Origin of the sequence: Amphibacillus marinus, assembly GCF_900110345.1 — a bacterium.
GTDB classification, from domain to species: Bacteria; Bacillota; Bacilli; order Bacillales; family Amphibacillaceae; genus Amphibacillus_D; species Amphibacillus_D marinus.
In genome coordinates, this window is sequence record NZ_FODJ01000004.1 from 41,062 (window position 1) to 60,921 (window position 19,860).

Genomic DNA, 19,860 nt, shown 5'->3' on the forward strand with positions numbered 1-19,860 from the left:
GTCGGTTCGCTCTCAAGTAAGTTGATGTCGCACGCATTTAAATTTAGGTGCGAAAAAATAAATTTGAGTGCGAAAATTATCTATTGGGAGCGATTGTGCATAAATGAGTGCGATCGCTCCTATTTGGTTAAATTCGCTCTTATTCACGTCGGTTCGCTCTCAAGTAAGTTGATATCGCACACGTTTAAATTTAGGTGCGAAAAAATAAATTTAAGTGTGAAAACTGTCAATTGGGAGCGATCGCGCATAATTTCTGACTAAGTCAATAAAAGCCTACAAAAACGACCTACCCCCGTTTATAATGAAGAGATAATGATTCTTGGCATAGTTATCAATCAGAGGGCTAAACGATTAGTTGAAAATGTTATGACGTGTAGAGAGGAGTAAATGAACATGAGTCGTTTATATATGAAGCAAAAGGTGTTTAGTTTGGGCGGGCGATTTACTGTTAAAGATGATCAGGAAATGGATAAATATTATGTGGAAGGCAGTTTTTTAAAAATTCCTAAGACGTTTACGATTCTTGATCGTGATCAACGTGAAGTCGCCCTAATTACGAAGAAGGTGTTTAGCTTTCTACCTAAGTTCTTTGTAGATGTGGATGGAGAGGAAATTATAACCATTCAAAAGGAGTTTTCCTTCTTTAGGGCACGATACCATATTGCTGGGGTAGGTGTTGAAGTGCAAGGTGACTTCTGGAATAAGCGTTTTGATGTGGTCAGTAACGGTGATTATGTTGCCCGTGTCAACGAAAAATGGTTTACCTGGGGGGATACTTACGAAATTGATGTCCAAGATGAGTCCTATGAACATATCGTCATTGCGCTTGTTGTAGCGATTGATTTTGTTAAGCAAGAAGAGCGAAATGCTTCAAATTCGGGAGGGTAGTTATGCTTTATATTGAAACAGAAAGGCTGTTATTAAGAGACTGGCAGGAAGCTGATTTACCTGCATTTACAGCAATGAATGCAGATCCAGAGGTCATGCGCTTTTTCAGGAGTTGCTTATCTGATGAAGAAACACGACAATTTTATCAACGCATTCAAGAGGAATTTAACCAAGAATCATTTGGCCTTTATGCGGCTGAAATAAAGCAAACAGGAGATTTTATTGGATTTATTGGTTTTCACAACGCTGCATTTGAAGCCGATTTTACGCCGTGTGTAGAAATAGGTTGGCGGCTAAAGGAAGCGGCCTGGGGAAAAGGGCTGGCAACTGAAGGGGCGAAGGCTTGTTTAGATTATGGCTTTAATCAGCTTGGTTTAAGTGAAGTATATAGCTTTACCGCTGCGATAAACCAACCATCAAGGCGGGTAATGGAGAAGATAGGGATGGAATATGTTAAGTCCTTTGTTCATCCGGTTGTCAAAAACGATGAGCAACTTGCACAACACGTCCTTTATCGAATTACCAAAATCTAAATGGAAGTTGAGCACACAAGTTAGGGCACATGCGTTGAACGACGCATGTGCCCTAAATTTCTTTTAAACGACCTTTATACCATTTTTAAATACAATGGCAGGTTTTTCATACATAACAGTTAAATCCTGATCAGGATTACCGTCCATTAAAATTAAATCTGCTTCATATCCCTCTTTAATTTCACCAGTTACGCCCTCCAGGCCAGCAATTAATGCGCTATACTTGGTGGCCTGCAATAGAATATCGATATTCTCCATTCCGCAAAGCTCCTTGCGCATTTTAAATTCAATACCAATCCGGTTAGAAAAACTATGAATGGATACGTCGGTACCAAAGCCCATCTTAAGTCCAGCTTGATAAGCTGTGCGTAATCGTTTTGATGATGCTTCAGCCAATACTTTTAGCTTTTTCTCTAAAATAGCATCATCCTTAGGATCGCGGTTGTTTGGTTTACGATGATGCATTGGTGTCAGTGTTGGTACAAGATAGCTCTGCTCAGTTTTCAAAATTTCAATTGCCTCATCGTCAACGTAAGTCGCGTGCTCAATCGTATATACGCCATCTGCTAAGCACATATTAATTGCCTCGCGACTATGACAGTGTGCTGCGACTTTCTTTCCTTCCATCGTCGCAATTGTTACTGCTGCTCTTATTTCCTCAGGGAGGAAAATAGGTTGTGTCGGTACGCCACTAGTTTGAAGTGCTGAGCCAGATGCGTATATCTTAATAATGTCAGCACCTTCTGCAAATTCTTCACGCGCTGCTTTGAGCATCTCGTTGTGGCCAGTGACCTCTCTAATAAATGAATCACCAGCATGATAATTCTCTTTACTTGTTGGGCGAATGATTTTCCCGCCACCAATAACACGGGGGCCTATGAAAAGCCCTTCATTAATGACCTCTCTAACGGCATGTGAAACACGGTTTGTACTGCCCATATCTCGCACAGTTGTAAAACCATAGTCTAAATAGAGCTGAGCGCTTTGCATTGCCTTTTTCATAATAGTAAAGTGATTCGCTGCTGTTGGCATAATTTCTTCTTCAGAATGGAGATGGACATGAAGATCAAATAAGCCTGGAAGAAGCGTTTTACCCTTACAGTCAATTACTATTCCTTGAGCGGTATGGCTGTCTGGGTCAGCGATGCTAATGATTTTCCCTTCATCAACGTAAACATCGGCGATCGTTAAGTGGTGTTGACCTGATAACTCGGGAATAAGACGACAATTCTTTAATGTATAAGACATTTTAATAGCCCTCCGTAGTATTATTTATGAATTAAGAGTATTCTAGTTTAATAATAAACACTTTGTCAACATAGGGTCTTTTAACAATATCTGAGATAATAGCTATTATATCAACTAGTATAAGTTAATTCACATTATTTTTTAAAAACTTTGTCAACTATATTTACACACTTTGTTGACTTGGTGAAAAGTCGATGATATGATTAGCAAATAAATTTTGAATTGTCTGATTTTTCGCATTGCTAGTTTTTTAGAGCTGGCACACAAGGCGATAGCCTCGCAAAAGTTAACTGAAGACACTTTCGATTAGCTGAAAGAAGCTGCTCAAATAATTCAAATATAACTAAAGCTTAGGGGGACAAAAGGTGAATAAATTGTTTAATAAAAGATTTGTGGGGTTATCTTTGCTTGCATTATTGTTTGGATTAGCTGCGTGCTCGACTACGACAGGAACTGAAACGCCTCCATCAGAAAATAGTGATGAAAGTAATGATGTTGAACAAGCTAATATTGACCAAATATTTACGTTTGCCGGTCACAATGACATGGTTTCCTTAGATGTTAGCTTAATTAATGATGAAATGTCCGCATTAATTATGTATGCCATTAATGAAGGTCTTGTCCGCAATAGTTACGATGAAGTGGTAAGTGGGTTAGCGGATTCCTACGATATTTCTGAAGATGGACTTATCTACACGTTTAATTTGCGTGATGCAACTTGGTCAGATGGGGTTGAGGTTACAGCTGATGACTTTGTTTACTCATTCTTTAGAACATTAGATCCTGATACAGGTTCTTCTCAAACAAGCTCATTTGATTCGATTGTAAATGCCGCAGCGTATGCTTCAGGAGAGCTCACTGAGCAAAGTGAAGTTGGTATCGAAGCACTCGATGATAAAACATTGCAATTGACCCTTGCCGTTAATAATCCTTTTTTCATTGATCAGCTTGCCCAAGGAACTAATTTTTATCCGATTAGACAAGATCTCGTTGAAGAGCATGGTGAGAGTTATGGGTCAAATCCTGAAACGTTTATTGGTACGGGTCCATTTGTACTAACAAGCTGGGAAAAAGAATCAACAATAGAGTTAGAAAAAAATGAAGTTTATTGGGATGCGGAACGGATAACGCTAGATAAAGTCATTGAGTTAATTATTCCAGATGAAAATACGCGAGTAAGTATGTTTGAATTAGGTGATGTTGATGCACTTTACTCCATTTCAGCAAGTCAGACAGTCAGTTTTTCGGATTATGGAACTTATGCTGGGGGCACTTTGCAATACTTAGCGCTAAATAGTGATGAGGGCGAGCTACTGAATAATGAAAGCTTACGGAAAGCACTAAGCTATGCGATTGATCGGGAATCGATTGTAAATGCCATTGCTTCTCCAGGAACTGAAGTGGCTGAACGGATGGTCGATCCATCAATCTTAATTGAGGGCGATCCATTTACAACGCTGTTCCCTAATTCAACCAATGTACCAAGCGGTGGAGATGAAGAACAGGCACTGGCTTATTTGGAAGAAGCACTTGATCAGCTAGGTCTGTCAGATCCAGCTGAATTACCGGACATTACTTATGTGTCAATGGATTCTCCCGTTCACCAGCAGTATGCAGAAGCATTGCAGGAAAACTGGCGCGATAAGTTAAACATCAATGTTAATTTAAGTATTTTACCAGTTCCACAGGCAATTGGTGCTTTAATAGAAGGGGATTTTGATATTACACTTGTTAGTCAGAGTACAGGAGTAAATCCAGATACGCTCCTAAAAGGTTTTACAGTAGGTAATGGAAATAATTATTCGAACTGGGAAAATGATGCGTATTCTGAGCTAATAACTGAGCAAGCAAGTAACCAAGACTTTAATGCTAGTATGGAACAATTGCAAGAGGCAGAGTCTATCCTATTGGAGAGTGCAGCTACGGTTCCACTGTGGTTACCTGGTTCGGCATACCTGGTCCAGGATTATGTAGGCGATCTGCATTATGGTAGACAAACAGGTTCGATAGAATTTATCTATGCTTCAATACTTGAATAGTTAAGCAATAAGATGGGGACGCGCTCGTTATGTTATGATCGTTGACCCTGTCTTTTCCATTCTAGAAGGGAAAGGAGAGCGGATTGAGCGTGATTAGGTTTATTGTTAAGCGATTTATTATCTCTATTGTAACCATTTTTTTACTTGTTACGTTATCCTTCTTTTTATTAAGAACCCTTCCGGGCAACCCGTTTCAAACGGAAACCTTGCTCACTGTTGAAATGCAGGAAAAGATGATGAGCTATTATGGATTGGATAAGCCCTTGTTTGAGCAATACTTGACTTATATGCAAAATTTACTTCAAGGTGATCTCGGCTACTCCATTAAATATCGAAATCGCACAGTGAATGAGATAATTGCCACATCATTTCCAGTCTCCGCTGACTTAGGGTTGCGAGCACTAGCTGTTGCCCTGCCGATTGGGTTATTTCTTGGCGTACTATCCGCCAGAAAGCGTGGTAAACTGACTGATTATTTATGTGTATTGTTATCTGTTATTGGCGTTTCAATACCAAGCTTTATATTGGGCTCTTTTCTACAATATATCTTCGCTTTGAAATTGCAAATTTTGCCGATGGCACAATGGCAAACGGAATGGCATACGATCCTGCCCACAATTGCACTAGCTTTATCGTTACTGGCAATATTAACACGAGTGATGCGAGCGAGTATGCTTGAGGTCATGTCACAGGATTATGTGAAAACGGCCAAGGCAAAAGGCTTAAGTGAAGGGAAAATCGTTAGGCGTCATCAAATTAGAAATGCTAGTATTCCAATCTTAACAATGCTTGGTCCAATGGTAACTAGTGTGCTTATGGGCACATTTGTTGTTGAGAAGATCTTTGCCTTACCAGGCTTGGGTCAGCATTTTATTAATTCAATTACTGGTTTAGATTATACGGTAACTTTGGGACTGACTGTATTTTTTGGTATTTTTATGGTTTTTGCTAATTTTCTCGTTGATATTGCATATGGCATTGTTGATCCACGGATCAGGTTAATGAAGTGAGGTGAGATAAATGAGTAGAAGTGAACAGTTTATGATCGAAAACCCTTTTGAACGAGTTGGAGCAACAGATCATGCTAATGACCCGATTGTAAGACCGACGATTTCTTTTTGGAGTGACGTAAGAAGGCGCCTAATTGCAAACAGGGTTGCAATGTTTGGCTTAATCTGTATTATTCTTATTTTGATCCTGGCTATTATTGTTCCTGAACTGTCATCATATAGCTACATGGATCAAAATTTAAGTAATACCAATGCTGCGCCATCACGGGATCATTTTTTTGGTACGGATTCACTTGGTCGAGATTTATGGGTGCGCGTGTGGGTTGGTGCCCGTGTTTCACTTGCGGTTGGGATTTTTGGCTCAATTATCCCAAGTGTAATTGGAATTGTCATCGGTGGCATCTCTGGTTACTTTGGTGGCTTTATCGACACAATCATTATGCGAGCGGTCGACATTATTATTTGTATTCCCTCGATGATTTATGTCATTTTAATTATGCTCGTGTTCGGTTCGGGGCCAATTCCGTTAATTATTGCCTTTGCTTTAACAGGATGGATGGGAGCAGCACGTGATGTACGAGGACTTATTCTACAATTGAAAGAACGTGAATTCGTTTTAGCCTCCAAGTTATTAGGTGCCTCACATCTATCGTTAATTTTTAAACATCTAGTACCTAACACATTAGGTATCGTTGTCGTGGGTATGACGATGAGCGTGCCGGGAGCGATTTTTCAAGAAGCGTACTTAAGCTTTATTGGTTTGGGGATTTCACCCCCAATCCCAAGCTGGGGTCAGCTTGCTAATCTTGGAACAGCCGTTTTCCGAATTTATCCATACCAGTTATTAATTCCGGCGCTATTAATCTCGATTACCATGCTATCATTCAACTTATTCGGTGATGGCTTACGCGATGCATTAGATCCTAAATTACGAAGTTGAGAGAGGGGTGAGCAAATGAAAGAAACCCTATTGGAAGTAAAGCAATTTAAGTTTTCTTTTGATACGTATGCTGGTGAGGTACAGGCTGTGCGTAATATTTCTTTTCATGTCAAGGAAGGCGAAACATTAGCTATCGTAGGAGAATCTGGTAGTGGTAAAAGTGTTGCTGTTCAAAATGTGATGAAATTAATTCCATCACCGCCGGGACGTATTATCCAAGGACAAATTATTTACCAAGGTGAGGATATCACGCATTATACGGATAGACAAATGGAACAGCTTCGCGGCAAAGAGCTATCGATGATTTTTCAGGACCCAATGACAAGTTTAAATCCAACAATGAAGATTGGTGATCAAATTATTGAAGGTATTCGGAACCATGAACCCATTCCAAGAGCAGATGCTGTTAAAAAGGCTATAAAATTATTAACTGAAGTGGGCATCCCTGATCCGAAAGATAGTCTATCACGCTATCCCCATACGTTTTCAGGTGGAATGAGGCAGCGGGTTATGATTGCCATTGCGCTAGCATGTAATCCTAAAATTCTAATTGCTGATGAGCCAACTACTGCATTAGATGTGACGACACAGACACAAATATTGGAACTGATGAATGATTTAAAAGAGAAGCATGGGACGTCAATTGTTATGATTACCCATGATCTCGGTGTCGTGGCGAAAATGGCTGATCGTATTGCTGTTATGTATGCTGGAAAAATAGTCGAAACCGGAACTGTTGAAGAAATTTTTTATCAACCAAAGCACCCATATACATGGGGGTTACTGCAAAGTATTCCAAAGGTCAGTAGCAAACGGATGGGCAAATTAGAAACAATTCCTGGTACGCCACCGGATTTAATTGCTCCACCAAAAGGCTGTGGTTTTGCATCACGTTGTAAATTTTGTATGAATATTTGCAAAGAAGTAGAACCAGAGTCCGTATCTATATCAGCTAGTCAATCAGCAAAATGCTGGCTGCTTGACGAGCGAGCACCTCGTGTTGAGCGTGAACACGAAGAAGTTAAAAAGTATAGTTGAGGTGATTAAATGGCTGAGCCAATTCTAGAGGTTATTGACCTTCAAAAGGAATTTATCGGATCACGAAAAAAGAGAATTAGAGCTGTCAACAATGTTAGCTTTACTATAAATGAAGGTGAGACTTTAGGGGTTGTCGGCGAATCTGGGTGTGGTAAGACAACGGTTGGACGTACAATTGTTAGGCTTTATGATGCCGACGGTGGTAAAGTTCTTTATCGTGGATTAGATATTCATAAAGCGGATCGTCGGACAACTCGAAAGTTAGCTAAGCAAATACAGATGGTTTTTCAAGATCCTTATTCCTCACTTGACCCACGTAAGACAGTGCTATCAATTTTGGAAGAAGGACTAAAGATTCATAAGCTTTTCCGAACTAAGAAGGAGCGCATTGAGCGTGTTTATCAGCTGTTAGAATTAGTTGGCTTAAACCGTGAGCATGCCAATCGATTTCCTCATGAATTCAGTGGTGGGCAACGGCAACGAATCGGTATTGCCCGTGCCTTATCAGTTAATCCCGAGCTAATTGTCTGTGATGAAGCGATTTCTGCTTTAGATGTCTCAATTCAAGCGCAAATTATTAACTTATTAATTGATTTGCAGGACCGCTTAAAGCTAACTTACTTATTTATTGCTCATGACATCCATATGGTGCGCTATATATCTGATCATATTGCGGTCATGTACTTAGGGACATTAGTTGAAAAAGCCTCTACCGAGCAACTATTTAAAAATCCGCTCCATCCTTATACGAGGGGGTTGCTTGAGGCTATCCCGGTACCTGACCCAAAACATGAGCAACAGCAATCAACACTTAAAGGTGAGGCAAAACCCCTAACAATTGAGCACGAGGGGTGTCGGTTCTATAATCGCTGCCCATTTGCTAAGGAAATTTGTCGGGACAGTATGCCTGCTTTGAAAGCGCATGATTCTGGTCAAACAGTTGCCTGCCACATGGTACATAGCGAAAATTGGTAAAAGGAGAGGTAATCACATGATAACAGAAGCACAAATGTGCGCCGTTTTAAATGAAGCATTAGCAACAGGTAGTGATTTTGCAGAACTCTATTTTGAAGAAAAAGATGAGTTGAATATAAAATGTGCTAACGGATCGATCCGGAATATTACCACAACCCGGATTTCGGGAGTAGGTGTTTACTTACTACTTGGGTCAAAAAGTGTCTATGGGCACACAAATGATTTGTCCTTTCATAATTTGATTGCGGTAGCACAGCAGCTTGCCCAGTTACTAAAAAATCAAGGCAACAATCAAGCTAAGGTCCACGATTTTACCCAAAAACGTTACCAAAACCCAAACCGTGTTGAAATCTTCCCGGCATCAGTAAACAATCTTGCCAAGATTAAAGTAGCCAAGGAAGCCTATCGTGCGATTCAAGACTCAGGTATTAAAGTTAAACAAGCAAATGTCGACTATTTTGATACTGATCAGCGGGTTACCATTTGTAACAGTAATGGATTGCTGACTGAGGATCGGCGTGTGACAAGTCGGTTGCGTTTGCAGGCGACAGTGCAGGATGGCCAACAGTCGTTATTTGATTGGAAGGATTATGTTTTACCACATGGATTTGAGACATTTCGATTAACAGCTAATTATACTGATTTTGCTAAACAGTTTGTTAAAAACATCTTAAAGCGATTGCGCGCAAAAAGTGCCCCTACAGGAGTCTTTCCTGTCGTATTTGAGTCTGGAAGCTGTGGCACGTTCTGGCATGAGGCGTGTGGTCATCAGCTTGAATCAACAGCAATTGCAGGCCAGCGCAGTGATTTTGTTGACCTAATCGGGAAGAAGGTAGCCTCGGATAAGGTCACGATTATTGATGATGGTACAATTCCAGGGCTATACGGGTCAGCTGCAATTGATGATGAGGGGCACCCAACTCAAAAAAACATATTAATTGAGAATGGGATTTTAACAGGTTACTTATGTGATCGATTAGGAGGGCGAAGACTTGGTTTACCTTCTACAGGGAGCGGCCGTAGACAAAGCTATACGTATGCACCAGTTGCCCGCATGACCAATACTTATTTAGCCGCAGGGACTGATGATGATGATGAAATGATTAAGTCAGTTGACGAGGGGCTCTACGTTAAGGGCATGGGTGGTGGTACAGGTGGACGTGAATTCTCTGTTGAAGTAATCGATGGCTATTGGATTAAGAATGGCCAAATTGATTACCAAATTAAAGGCCTTACCTTAAATGCACGTGGTATCGATATAATGAAGAAGGTTGATCGGGTCGGAAAACGTTTAGAGACAGAGTATGGTGGCTTTTGTGGGGCAGCCTCTGGCTTGTGCCCAGTGACAAGCTTTCAACCGCGCATGCGTGTGACTGAGATGGCAATAGGGGGTGGTAGTCATGGCTGATTTAGCTAAATATTACACGTATTTAATGCACTTACCAGCGCCAATTAAAGAAGCAGAGGTAAATGCAGAAACGATTGAGCGGCAGTCACTCATTTTCACAAATGGAGCTGTTGCGGAAACCTCTGTATCGAATGTGACGGAGCTGTTTGTTCGAGCATCAGGGGTTAGAACGGGCTACGCCTACACGCAGGATTTGGCTGAAGAACCTGAGCAAGTTATTAAACGAGCATACCAAAATTCTGAAGTTGTTGAACGTGATGGCAAGGATCAGTTAAATACAAGCCAGACAGTTAAACAAGTACTCAAGCCAACACAGGCAGAGCATTCAAGCTTCGATAGCTTAAAGCAGCAGGCGCAAATATGCGAATCAATGATGAGGCAATCAAATGAGCAGATATTGAATACAACAACAACTATCCGTGCAGACCATCGTTCATCTCATGTAATAAATTCTAATGGTGTTAACTTAGAATCACACAAAACGGTTTACTATGCAAACATAACTGTAATGGCAACGTATAATGGCTTGGACTATAACGCATCACTTGAGGCGACAGCTACCTCCTTAACTGGCTTTAATTACACTCATATTTGTGACAAGATTAATAACATTCTTAAGTATCAAATTAATCCAGTAAAACTAGAAACAGGCTATTACAAGGCAGTTCTTGATGCGACCGCTGGGGTAAACATAATGATGACCGCCTGGCAATTATTTAGTGGTATGAAGTATAATGATGGCTCTTCAGCATTAGCTGGAAAGCTAGGTGAACAAATTGGTTCAGAAGCTTTTTCTGTTAAAAATGTACCTAACCATCCGCTAACTGGCTACACCTATGATTTTGACTGTGAGGGTTCGCCAGTACAAACGCAAACATTAGTTGAATGTGGTAAGCTCAATGCCCTTATGGAGAATTTGGCAAGTGCTGGGGAGCGGCGAATGGCATCCACAGGGAATGCGGGGAGATATGCCCTGCTAAGTGGGACAATCCCGACTGATATTATTATAACGCCAACTATTTTCTATATAGAGGCTTCAGAACAGTCTATTGATGAACTATTAGAAAAGATGGGAGACGGCATTTACATTACAGAATCCTATGATGTCTTTCATTCAATTAATATTGCTTCTGGTGAATTTTCAATACCTTGTAGAGGAGTAATCGTAAAAAATGGTAAAATAGAAGATGCGGTTACCAATTTGACGATTTCGGGTAATTTGCAAGAATTATTTCAATCAGTACTTGCGACAGGCTCTGACTTGTATATTGAAGAATTCCTCAGACAGAGCTACGCAGTGGGTTCGCCAAGTATGTTAGTTGATAAGCTTCATATCACTGGAAAATAAGTATGGTTAGAGGTGAGTTTCAATGGAAAAAAAAGAAGCAATTGAATTTTTAGATGGTTTAGCGAAGGGCATTTCTTCGATGTTCGGACAGCAATGTGAAACATTAATCCATGATATGAGTGTACCTAAACATCCCATTGTAAAGATTTACAACGGGCACGTGACTGACCGTACTGTGGGCTCTACAAAGGATGTCTATGGAAATGAGGCGGGCGAGGAAGAGGTATTTCTAAATCAAGATTTTGTTAATCATCTGGTCACCACGCACTCCGGTAGGAAAATTAAATCGTCAACATTTCACTATAAGGGGCAGGCCTATCACTATGCACTTGGAATTAATTATGATTTTACGCACATCTACACCTTCTCAAAAATTCAATATGACTTTATGAAGGTTGATACTGACCTCGACCTGGCCATCACTGAATTAGATGAAAACCGATTGTCGATTCTATTTGATACATGCTTGCTGAAAATTGGTAAAAGTGTAGATGCTATGAATCGTTCAGATCGGATTCAGTTGTTAAGACTTTTACAGCAAGAAAAGGCCTTTAATTTTAAAAAATTTGTGCCTTATGTTTCGGAACGATTAAACATGTCACGGTACACCATTTATAAATACATTAAAGAAATTGAGCAATAAAGTTAAAACAGTAAATGACAGGGGGGAGAACAATGAGGATTGAAGCACGGTTAGCGGAATTAGGATTACAGCTACCAGAGGCGGCTCCACCAGGTGCTTCCTATCTACCAGTTAAGCAAACAGGTAAACTATTATATGTCTCTGGACAAATTCCCATGCTAAATGGCACACCACTATATGTAGGGAAAGTCGGGGGACATCGAGATCTGTCCTATGCCCAAGAAGCAGCACGCCTTTGTATTTTTAATTTGCTCGCAGCAGTTAAAGCGCATATTGGCAGTCTTGATGGTGTTGTTGAATTTATTAAAATACATGGTTTTGTAAATAGTGATGTAGGCTTTGATCAGCAGCATATTGTCATTAATGCGGCCTCAGATTTGTTGTTTGACATCTTTGGAGAGGCGGGTCGCCATGCCCGAACTGCGATTGGTACCAATCAGTTGCCTTTAGATGTGACAGTAGAGATTGATGCAATTATTGAAGTAACCAAGGAGGGCTCTTGTGAAATTTGATTTCGACCGTCTAGTAAATCGAGAAAATATTGGAAATATGAAATACATCAGCCATCCAAAGTTAATAGAACAGAAAGGCATTATTAGTTATGCAGGTGCAGAAATGGACTTTAAGACCGCCCCTGTTATTATTGATGCGATTACTGACCGGGCTCAAAACGGCTTATTAGGCTTTACGCTAGCTGATCGTCACTATCTCGATCAATTACGGTGGTGGATGGCTACTCAACGACATTGGGCAGTAGCTAGAGACTGGATTATCCCTACGTATGGAACGATATTCTCGATAGCAACAGCCATTCGCGCCTTTACACAGCCGGGAGACGGCATTATCGTACAACCACCTATTTATCATCGGTATCAACAGGCTATTGCCCGTTTAAATAGAACGATATGCTCTAATCCACTCATTTATCAGGATGGTAAATATGAGATAGATTTTAACCATTTAGAGCAATGCATGGCGGAACCGAAAAACAAGATATTTATATTATGTAATCCACATAATCCAGTTGGGCGGATTTATGAGCAGAATGAGCTTGAACAAATCGCTCAGCTTAGTAAAAAATACCAAACGCTTGTTATTAGTGATGAGATATTTGCGGAAATTAATTTTACTGACCGACATACGATTCCCTACAGCTCAGTGCTTAACGCTGATCACTTTGGCATTGTTATGACATCACTAGGTAAGACCTTTAATTTAACTGGTGTCAACCATGCTAATGTTATTATCCCCAATTTGACTATCCGCGAGCGCTTCAAAGAACAAAGAAATGCTGATCACTTTGGTAGTATTGATCCAATGACTCATGCAGCAGTGTGTGCTGCATACTCACCGGAAGGAGCAGAATGGCTGGCTGAGATGCTTAGCTATGTTAAACAGAATATTAATTTTATTCAAGACTACTTGTACAAGTATCTACCATTTGCCAAAGTAATAGATACCCAAGGAACTTATGTAGTCTGGATAGATTTCAGCAAACTGGAGTGGAGTCAAGAAACCCTAGAGTCATTTCTTATTAATGAAGCTTATCTAGATTTGGATTCCGGTCTTAATTATGGCGTAGAGGGTAGCGGTTTTATGCGCATGAACGTTGCATGTCCAAGGGCAGAGCTAGAAAAGTCAATGCATTTATTATATCAAGCAGCATTAAGAAGAGGTTTGGTCAGTATTAAAAAAAAGTCTTGACCACTACTTAAATAGCAATTCGTTATTAGTAAAACAGCTAATCGTTAGATAAGAACCAGTATTGAACGCAGTGAAATGGTTTGGCTAAGCCACTTCAGATGGAAAAAATGATGTACCAGAAGGTTGCGCACCTACACTGGTACATTGTTGTTTTTAAGGGTATTATTGTGCTGTAAAAACATGAGGGCGCATTTTAGCAATTTCCCTTTCATTGAAAATGGACTTTTCCCAAATCAAATCCCGGTCTGCTTCCATGGTGGACAATCCTTTGAAAATTTCGCGGTGTCTTGTTTCATTATCTTCTTTCATAGATTCCATCACGGTTTGAAGTTTATTTTGACTGTTACGAAGCTCAGTAATATCCTCGCGCATGGCTACTTGATCTTTGCGCATATTATCTTGTTGTGCTTTTAAAGCAATATAATCTTCCTTAATTGAAGCGACCATGTTAATTAATTGGCCAATCATATCCTCTAACCGATTAAAACGTGTTTCGATTGCATGATCCATCTTAGTCTCACCTCCTTAAATATAAGTCTAGTATAGCGAAGCTTGTCATTTGATGCGAGTAAATCATGATAAAAATTTTCTAGTAGAAAATGTGTTTACTCAAAAAAACAGTTAACGTTTTTCTTAAATGTACAATTAGGTCATATGAACAAAGCTATTAAGAAATGGTGTATAATAAATAATAAAGCAAGGAGGTAAGAGACATGATTGGTTTTATTGGATTAGGAATTATGGGTAACCATATGGCTGAGAATTTACTTGATCATGGCTATGAGCTAGTTGTACATAATCGGACGAAGTCAAAGGCAACGAACTTGTTAGCAAAAGGTGCAATCTGGGCTGATTCCCCGCAAGCATTGGCAAAGCAGGTAGATGTCGTTATTACGATGTTAACTAATGAAGAGGTAGTTAATCAATTGGCATTTGGTCCGCTCGGGTTTTTAACGCACGCAGAGGTACCTTTATGGGTCGATTGTAGTACAGTTGGACCGAAAGCAAGTATAGCATTTGCTCAGCGAGCTGAAGAGCAAGGCGCGCGGTTTCTCGATGCACCGGTTTCTGGATCAAAAATCCCTGCCCAAAAAGGTGAGTTAATTTTCTTGGTGGGTGGTGATCAAGGAGATTTAGCACAGGTTCGTCCGATGCTTGAGGTAATGGGTAAGGACATTCAATATCATGGCGAGCATGGGAAAGGATCAGCGATGAAGCTTGTTATTAATCTCATGCTGGCACAGGCAATGGCTACCTTCACAGAGGCGGTTGCTTTCGGACAAGCAATTGGACTAGAAGAGCAGACTTTAGTCGATACGTTATTAAGCAGCCCTACAACAGCACCAATTTTAGCCACAAAGCGGGACAAGCTGATTGAGAAGGACTTTGCCGAGCAATTTCCACTTGAGCACATGCATAAGGATTTGTATTTAGTCAGTAAGGCGGCTTTTGACCAAGGTGCTTCATTACCCATTGCAGGAGTAACGAAGGAGCTGTATAGTCTTGCCAAGCAATATGGTTATGGACGCGAGGACTTATCAGCCATCTATCAGTTATTTATAAAAAACAAATGATGAAAAATTTTCATATTTGTCATTTTTATAGTAAACTATAAACAAATGTAAACGCAATCACAAAAAGGAGCGATTTGATGGGAAAGAAATTAAAATGGGGTATTCTAGCAACAGGAGGTATTGCTGAATCTTTTGTAAAGGATTTGGCTCATGCTGAAAATGGAGAAGGCTATGCGGTAGGTTCAAGAACATTAGCTTCAGCAGAGAAGTTCGCCGAGAAATTTAATCTTCCCAAAGCATATGGCTCCTATGAGGACTTGGCAGCAGACCCTGCTATCGATGTCATCTATGTCGCAACACCACACCCTTTTCATAAAGAGAATGTCCTAACCTGTTTACGAGCAGGAAAGGCTGTTTTATGTGAAAAACCTTTTACAGTCAATGCCAAGGAGCTAGCTGAACTTATTTCCTTCACACGTGACCAAAAACTGTTTTTAATGGAAGCGATGTGGACAAGATTTCTACCTGTTATCAGAAAGGTACGAGACTGGATCGAAGCAGGAGAGATAGGTGATGTTCGCTTAGTAAAAGCCGATTTTGGTTTTAAAGCACCTTGGGAACCAGAATGGCGCTTGCTTAATCTTGAACTTGGGGGTGGAGCACTACTTGATACGGGAATCTATCCGATATCATTCGCCTCAATGGTGTTGGGTCCACATCCTGAAAAAATTATGAGCACAGCCCATATTGGTGAGACTGGGGTAGATGAACATTTCTCTATTCTGTTATCGTATCCTAATGGTAAGGCGGCAAGCTTGAATGGTGGGGTTCGACTAGGCTTAACGAATGAAGCGACCATTCATGGGACAAAGGGATATATTCAAATACCGGGCTTTCTATATGCAAGAGAGGCAACACTTTATGGTGAGAATGCTGTCCAAACATTCAAAGATAACAGAACGGTTTCAGGCTATCAATTTGAGGCGGAAGAAGTTGGCCGCTTATTGCTGAATGGTCAGTTAGAAAGTGATATTATCACGCTTGATGAATCACTGGCGATTTTACAATTAATGGATCAAGTGCGTGAACAATGGGGGTTGAAGTACCCTTCTGAAAGACAATAGTGAAGTAGAACTGTATTTTATATTAGTGAACAGAACAGTTCAAGTTCATTATTATTGTGCAGTGAATAAAATTCTGTTCCTCTTTGCTAGAACGTAAAGTTTAGTGAAGCGTATTAGAGCACCCTTTTTTAGAGTGAGCTCTAATACGCTAATTAATAATAAATTGATATTTATTTGGTACTATCTGTTGCAACTAATCTATTATTTACTATTCTAACAAGAGTTCCTTGATTCACTAATGTTTGTAAGGTATTGCTAATATGAGTTCTAGATTGTGTATAATTAAAATAACCGATTTCTCTACCCACATAATTGTTGTATAAGTCCATTTCCTTATCTATTCCTGATGATTCTGATTCGTGAGCAGTAGTCCATATCTCAGCTCTTTCTACTCCATATGCAGGGCCTCTTGTAACGGCTCCAAATTCCTGAACGAGTATTGCATTCCAATATGCATGTCTGAATGCATCACCATTTCCTTGAGATAGACCTGAGTTATAGATCGCTTCACTAAGGTTTATGGCTGCTAATGCTGTTGATCCATAAATTGTAAACTCACCAGGATTACTCTTTGCTAAATTTACTTCCGCCTGAGTTATTCTTAATCCACCAGGAAGTTCATAACCCAGAGGAAGGATAGTATCTTGTTCAATTTCTAAAAAATCTCTGATTTTTTGTGTAACTAAGAGATTAAATTCATGTTCAGTGTAATGACTAATACTCCCTTTAACATCTTGGTAAATAGTGTTTAAATTTTCAAAACTAATACTTCTAACTTCTTGTTCTGTCAAGTAGTCTTTCTCAGCCGCTGCTAAAATGGTTGGTGAAAGGGTTATCATCAGAAAAAAACTTAAAATAATTAATGCTTTTTTAATCAATTTTTCTCCTCCTAGTATTAAAAATGGAATTTCAGTTATATTATTACATATGCACCGCGTCTTTGTAAACGTTTAATTGTAATTTTTTGTTTTTTTTTATAAAAATAATACCGTATAGTACTTGCTTTATGTTATATTTGAATAAACCAATAAAAGGAGAGAGAATATTTTGTTTTTACAAAGATTTTTTTCGCTTTTTTACATAATCTTGAGTTTTTTTTCATTCTTTATTAGTTTGATCTATATCTTTTTAATTATAGAGTTTAAGCCTGTTGTTGACTTTATGACGCTTCTAATAATTAGTGCACCTTTAATATTTATGCTTGTTAGTGGTTTTTTTTTAAACATGACATTTAAATTATCGATAAAAAAAACTAAGATGATAAAATATTCTAATAGTATCATGATTTTAATTTGTATCCTAAATCTAGTTATACTATTAGTAAACAATCGCTACAATGAATTCTCTCAGAAGAGATGGCTAGAACATGAGGATAAAAGGGTCTACATGATAGGTGACCTTATTCAAAACTATCAATTACTAGGTATGGATATAACTGAAATATACTCGTTTTTAGGAGAACCAATGATGGTTGATAACAATGAGAGTAAAGTATTAACCTATTATCTCGGAAATGAACGTGGGATAATAAGAATTGATAGTACAGTTCTAGAGTTAGAATTTGATGAAAACGAAGTAATAAGTAACTACCGTGTGAAAACAGACTAGTAATGTCAATGAAGTCTCTATATAATAATCTCTTTACAATACTAGACCCCAAGTACCCTTCTGAAAGACAATAAGAAAAGTATAGTAAATATGGTTATTGAACGTATTTCCGTAAGTGGCTAGTTATTTGTAAGTCTACTTGCAATGATTATGAGCGATACTATAAGTTTTTGTATTTAGGTTGTAAGTCTCGTTTTATTTGAGGCATAAAGTTTTTTTTACCTTTATCGCTTTTAGATAAAGGTTTTTTTATGAGGAAAATGTAACATATATATACCTTTATGAAATATATATGTTACAATATAAGCGAGAGGAGTTATGCTTATGAGCAATCCGGTCAAAGTAGCACGGGTAACGGTTGATTTAACACAGCAGCAGCTTGCCGAGCAAGTTGGAGCAACAAGGCAAACAATTAGTTTAATCGAGAAGGATAAGTATAACCCTAGCCTAAATTTATGTTTAGCCATTTGCTATGCGGTTGGGCAAACCTTGGATCAATTATTCTGGCAGGAAGAGGAGGATGTAAAATGAAAAAAATAAAAGATGAACGACTTAGAGGGCAAACATTAAAGAGTATTCGACTTGCTTTTTTAGTCCAGACGACTGGAATTATCATTGTGATGGGTTATCAGGCCATCACCGACAGTATTAACGCTATGCTAAGCAATCCCGTTTGGATTGTATTACAAATTAGTATGATTGTTTTACTCGTTGCCAACATGGGGTTTCATATGATGTTTACGATCAAGCACCGGGTAAAAAGGCTACTATTAGTCATCTCAAATTTAGTATAATCGGTTTTCTGATTAGTGTTTTTTTTGGTGGACTGGCTCGCTTTGGTCCTGATGCTGTGCCAACAAGTCAAGCACTTTTAATCACGTTGATTGTATTCATTTGCTTTCAACTTGCCGAGATCCCTCTTTATATTATTAAAAAGAGACGCAAGGAGAGTTGATTGGTGCAAAGTAGAAACTATTATACATTAACGATTTAAATTAAAATAGTTTCCCGAAAGCTAAAATTTTAATTTTGGCTAGCTAATAATCAATCGCTAACTAGGCGTGTTCGATTTTTGTTAGGTTGTGCAACAAATAAAGACCGGCATAAGCTTGACATGACCATGGCAAACCGTATGAAATTGCAGCGCTCCCCTTTTTTTGGGGGGAGCGGCTTATTCCTCCTCAGCCTTCTCCCCAAATAACTCAGGAATCATGGTGAAACCGTCAATAATAGTATCCTCTTCAACCTCAATCATTAAATAACGTTTCCCGGCGAAGTGAACCTGACGCAAGTGCCGTAAATCCTCAGGGCTAACAGCAACATTAGTATTAATTTTAATCGATTTTGATTTATTTTTTGGCACGATATTTTTGGCTTTTAACTCATATTGGTCATCATCAAGCACATTATGAAAGGCGGTCTTGATTTTCTCGGTATTAATACCTTCAACCCCACTATGAATTAAGACTTGTTCAACATCCCTGTAGTAAAGCTTTGCAATGTCCTCCTCTGACTCTTGTTCCTCGACCACGCGATTAATTTCTTCATAAACATTAGCAAGTGTAGTTGTATTTAATTTATGACCCACTGCATCACGGACAATCTCTTCAAAGATAATAATCTTATCCTCCTGAGCAGTAATTGATTCCTCGGCATTAAGGACAGTATCAATAAAGTTGACATCAGGTTCATTTGCTTTTGGTGCAGCGTAAAGGATGTGATTAACATCGGCACTATTGTCTGTAAAGCAAGGAAACAGAAAGCCGCCGATTGGCTGCGTCAAGTTAATAATTGGATCAACAATAACATTATATTTAAAGGCTTTCTCGACATAGTCAAA

The 19,860-nt window shown here is 39.2% G+C and carries 21 protein-coding genes; 17 read left to right on the top strand and 4 right to left on the bottom strand.

Going from position 1 to position 19,860, the window contains the following annotated elements:
• Positions 1-393 precede the first annotated feature (393 nt).
• Together BM000_RS07280 and BM000_RS07285 are read left to right on the top strand one after the other, a co-directional pair.
• Positions 394-888 carry an LURP-one-related/scramblase family protein gene (locus BM000_RS07280; RefSeq protein ID WP_091496372.1) on the top strand — a complete coding sequence of 165 codons (495 nt, stop codon included), beginning with the start codon at positions 394-396 and terminating at the stop codon, positions 886-888.
• Between the two features lie 2 nt (positions 889-890).
• On the top strand, positions 891-1,421 hold the full coding sequence (locus tag BM000_RS07285) for a GNAT family N-acetyltransferase (protein WP_091496374.1): 531 nt from the start codon (positions 891-893) through the stop codon (positions 1,419-1,421).
• A 63-nt stretch (positions 1,422-1,484) separates the two neighbouring features.
• On the opposite strand, the gene BM000_RS07290 is transcribed toward BM000_RS07285, so the two are convergent.
• Positions 1,485-2,669 (bottom strand): metal-dependent hydrolase family protein, encoded by a 1,185-nt coding sequence (locus BM000_RS07290; protein ID WP_091496376.1) that lies wholly within the window; start codon positions 2,667-2,669, stop codon positions 1,485-1,487.
• Between the two features lie 365 nt (positions 2,670-3,034).
• Between BM000_RS07290 and BM000_RS07295 the strand changes: the two genes are divergently transcribed.
• The 10 genes from BM000_RS07295 to BM000_RS07340 all read left to right on the top strand — a co-directional run bounded on the left by BM000_RS07295 (position 3,035) and on the right by BM000_RS07340 (position 13,774).
• Positions 3,035-4,708 (top strand): peptide ABC transporter substrate-binding protein, encoded by a 1,674-nt coding sequence (locus tag BM000_RS07295; RefSeq protein WP_218144088.1) that lies wholly within the window; start codon positions 3,035-3,037, stop codon positions 4,706-4,708.
• Positions 4,709-4,797: 89 nt separating this feature from the next.
• A complete protein-coding gene (locus tag BM000_RS07300; RefSeq protein ID WP_091496378.1) occupies positions 4,798-5,718 on the top strand; it encodes an ABC transporter permease in 921 nt (306 codons plus the stop codon).
• A gap of 10 nt (positions 5,719-5,728) precedes the next feature.
• Positions 5,729-6,658, top strand: coding sequence for an ABC transporter permease (locus tag BM000_RS07305; protein WP_342708160.1), 930 nt, complete (start codon positions 5,729-5,731; stop codon positions 6,656-6,658).
• 15 nt (positions 6,659-6,673) lie between these two features.
• Positions 6,674-7,696: an ABC transporter ATP-binding protein gene (locus BM000_RS07310; RefSeq protein ID WP_091496380.1), complete on the top strand. Its 1,023-nt coding sequence runs from the start codon at positions 6,674-6,676 to the stop codon at positions 7,694-7,696.
• A 9-nt stretch (positions 7,697-7,705) separates the two neighbouring features.
• The gene (locus BM000_RS07315) at positions 7,706-8,671 is read left to right on the top strand and encodes an ABC transporter ATP-binding protein (RefSeq protein WP_091496382.1); all 966 of its coding nucleotides are present in this window, start codon (positions 7,706-7,708) and stop codon (positions 8,669-8,671) included.
• A gap of 16 nt (positions 8,672-8,687) precedes the next feature.
• A complete protein-coding gene (locus tag BM000_RS07320) occupies positions 8,688-10,079 on the top strand; it encodes a TldD/PmbA family protein (RefSeq protein WP_091496384.1) in 1,392 nt (463 codons plus the stop codon).
• Positions 10,072-11,427, top strand: a complete 1,356-nt coding sequence (locus BM000_RS07325; RefSeq protein WP_091496386.1) for a TldD/PmbA family protein — start codon at positions 10,072-10,074, stop codon at positions 11,425-11,427. The genes BM000_RS07320 and BM000_RS07325 overlap by 8 nt, the downstream gene beginning before the upstream one ends.
• Positions 11,428-11,449: 22 nt before the next feature.
• Entirely contained in the window at positions 11,450-12,070 is a 621-nt protein-coding gene (locus BM000_RS07330) for a helix-turn-helix transcriptional regulator (protein WP_091496388.1), read from the top strand.
• Between the two features lie 32 nt (positions 12,071-12,102).
• The gene (locus BM000_RS07335; protein WP_091496390.1) at positions 12,103-12,582 is read left to right on the top strand and encodes a RidA family protein; all 480 of its coding nucleotides are present in this window, start codon (positions 12,103-12,105) and stop codon (positions 12,580-12,582) included.
• Complete coding sequence (locus tag BM000_RS07340) at positions 12,572-13,774, top strand: MalY/PatB family protein (protein ID WP_091496392.1); 1,203 nt, start codon at positions 12,572-12,574, stop codon at positions 13,772-13,774. The genes BM000_RS07335 and BM000_RS07340 overlap by 11 nt, the downstream gene beginning before the upstream one ends.
• A gap of 162 nt (positions 13,775-13,936) precedes the next feature.
• Here the strand turns inward: BM000_RS07340 and BM000_RS07345 are convergent, their stop codons facing one another.
• Positions 13,937-14,284 (bottom strand): hypothetical protein, encoded by a 348-nt coding sequence (locus BM000_RS07345; protein WP_091496394.1) that lies wholly within the window; start codon positions 14,282-14,284, stop codon positions 13,937-13,939.
• A gap of 203 nt (positions 14,285-14,487) precedes the next feature.
• Here BM000_RS07345 and BM000_RS07350 point away from each other — a divergent pair, with 203 nt between their 5' ends.
• Both BM000_RS07350 and BM000_RS07355 read left to right on the top strand, forming a co-directional pair.
• Positions 14,488-15,348 carry an NAD(P)-dependent oxidoreductase gene (locus BM000_RS07350; RefSeq protein ID WP_091496397.1) on the top strand — a complete coding sequence of 287 codons (861 nt, stop codon included), beginning with the start codon at positions 14,488-14,490 and terminating at the stop codon, positions 15,346-15,348.
• A 77-nt stretch (positions 15,349-15,425) separates the two neighbouring features.
• Complete coding sequence (locus BM000_RS07355) at positions 15,426-16,412, top strand: Gfo/Idh/MocA family protein (protein ID WP_091496399.1); 987 nt, start codon at positions 15,426-15,428, stop codon at positions 16,410-16,412.
• Positions 16,413-16,582: 170 nt separating this feature from the next.
• On the opposite strand, the gene BM000_RS16985 is transcribed toward BM000_RS07355, so the two are convergent.
• Complete coding sequence (locus BM000_RS16985) at positions 16,583-17,290, bottom strand: DUF6973 domain-containing protein (protein WP_245751600.1); 708 nt, start codon at positions 17,288-17,290, stop codon at positions 16,583-16,585.
• 508 nt (positions 17,291-17,798) lie between these two features.
• Here BM000_RS16985 and BM000_RS16640 point away from each other — a divergent pair.
• From BM000_RS16640 to BM000_RS07375, 3 genes are all read left to right on the top strand, one after another.
• The gene (locus BM000_RS16640; protein WP_177178247.1) at positions 17,799-18,020 is read left to right on the top strand and encodes a hypothetical protein; all 222 of its coding nucleotides are present in this window, start codon (positions 17,799-17,801) and stop codon (positions 18,018-18,020) included.
• A 324-nt stretch (positions 18,021-18,344) separates the two neighbouring features.
• Complete coding sequence (locus BM000_RS07370; RefSeq protein ID WP_091496403.1) at positions 18,345-18,551, top strand: helix-turn-helix transcriptional regulator; 207 nt, start codon at positions 18,345-18,347, stop codon at positions 18,549-18,551.
• Entirely contained in the window at positions 18,548-18,814 is a 267-nt protein-coding gene (locus BM000_RS07375; protein WP_091496405.1) for a hypothetical protein, read from the top strand. The genes BM000_RS07370 and BM000_RS07375 overlap by 4 nt, the downstream gene beginning before the upstream one ends.
• Before the next feature lie 377 nt (positions 18,815-19,191).
• Here the strand turns inward: BM000_RS07375 and BM000_RS07380 are convergent.
• A partial coding sequence (locus BM000_RS07380; RefSeq protein ID WP_245751602.1) for a DUF4317 family protein occupies positions 19,192-19,860 on the bottom strand: 669 nt, incomplete at its 5' end.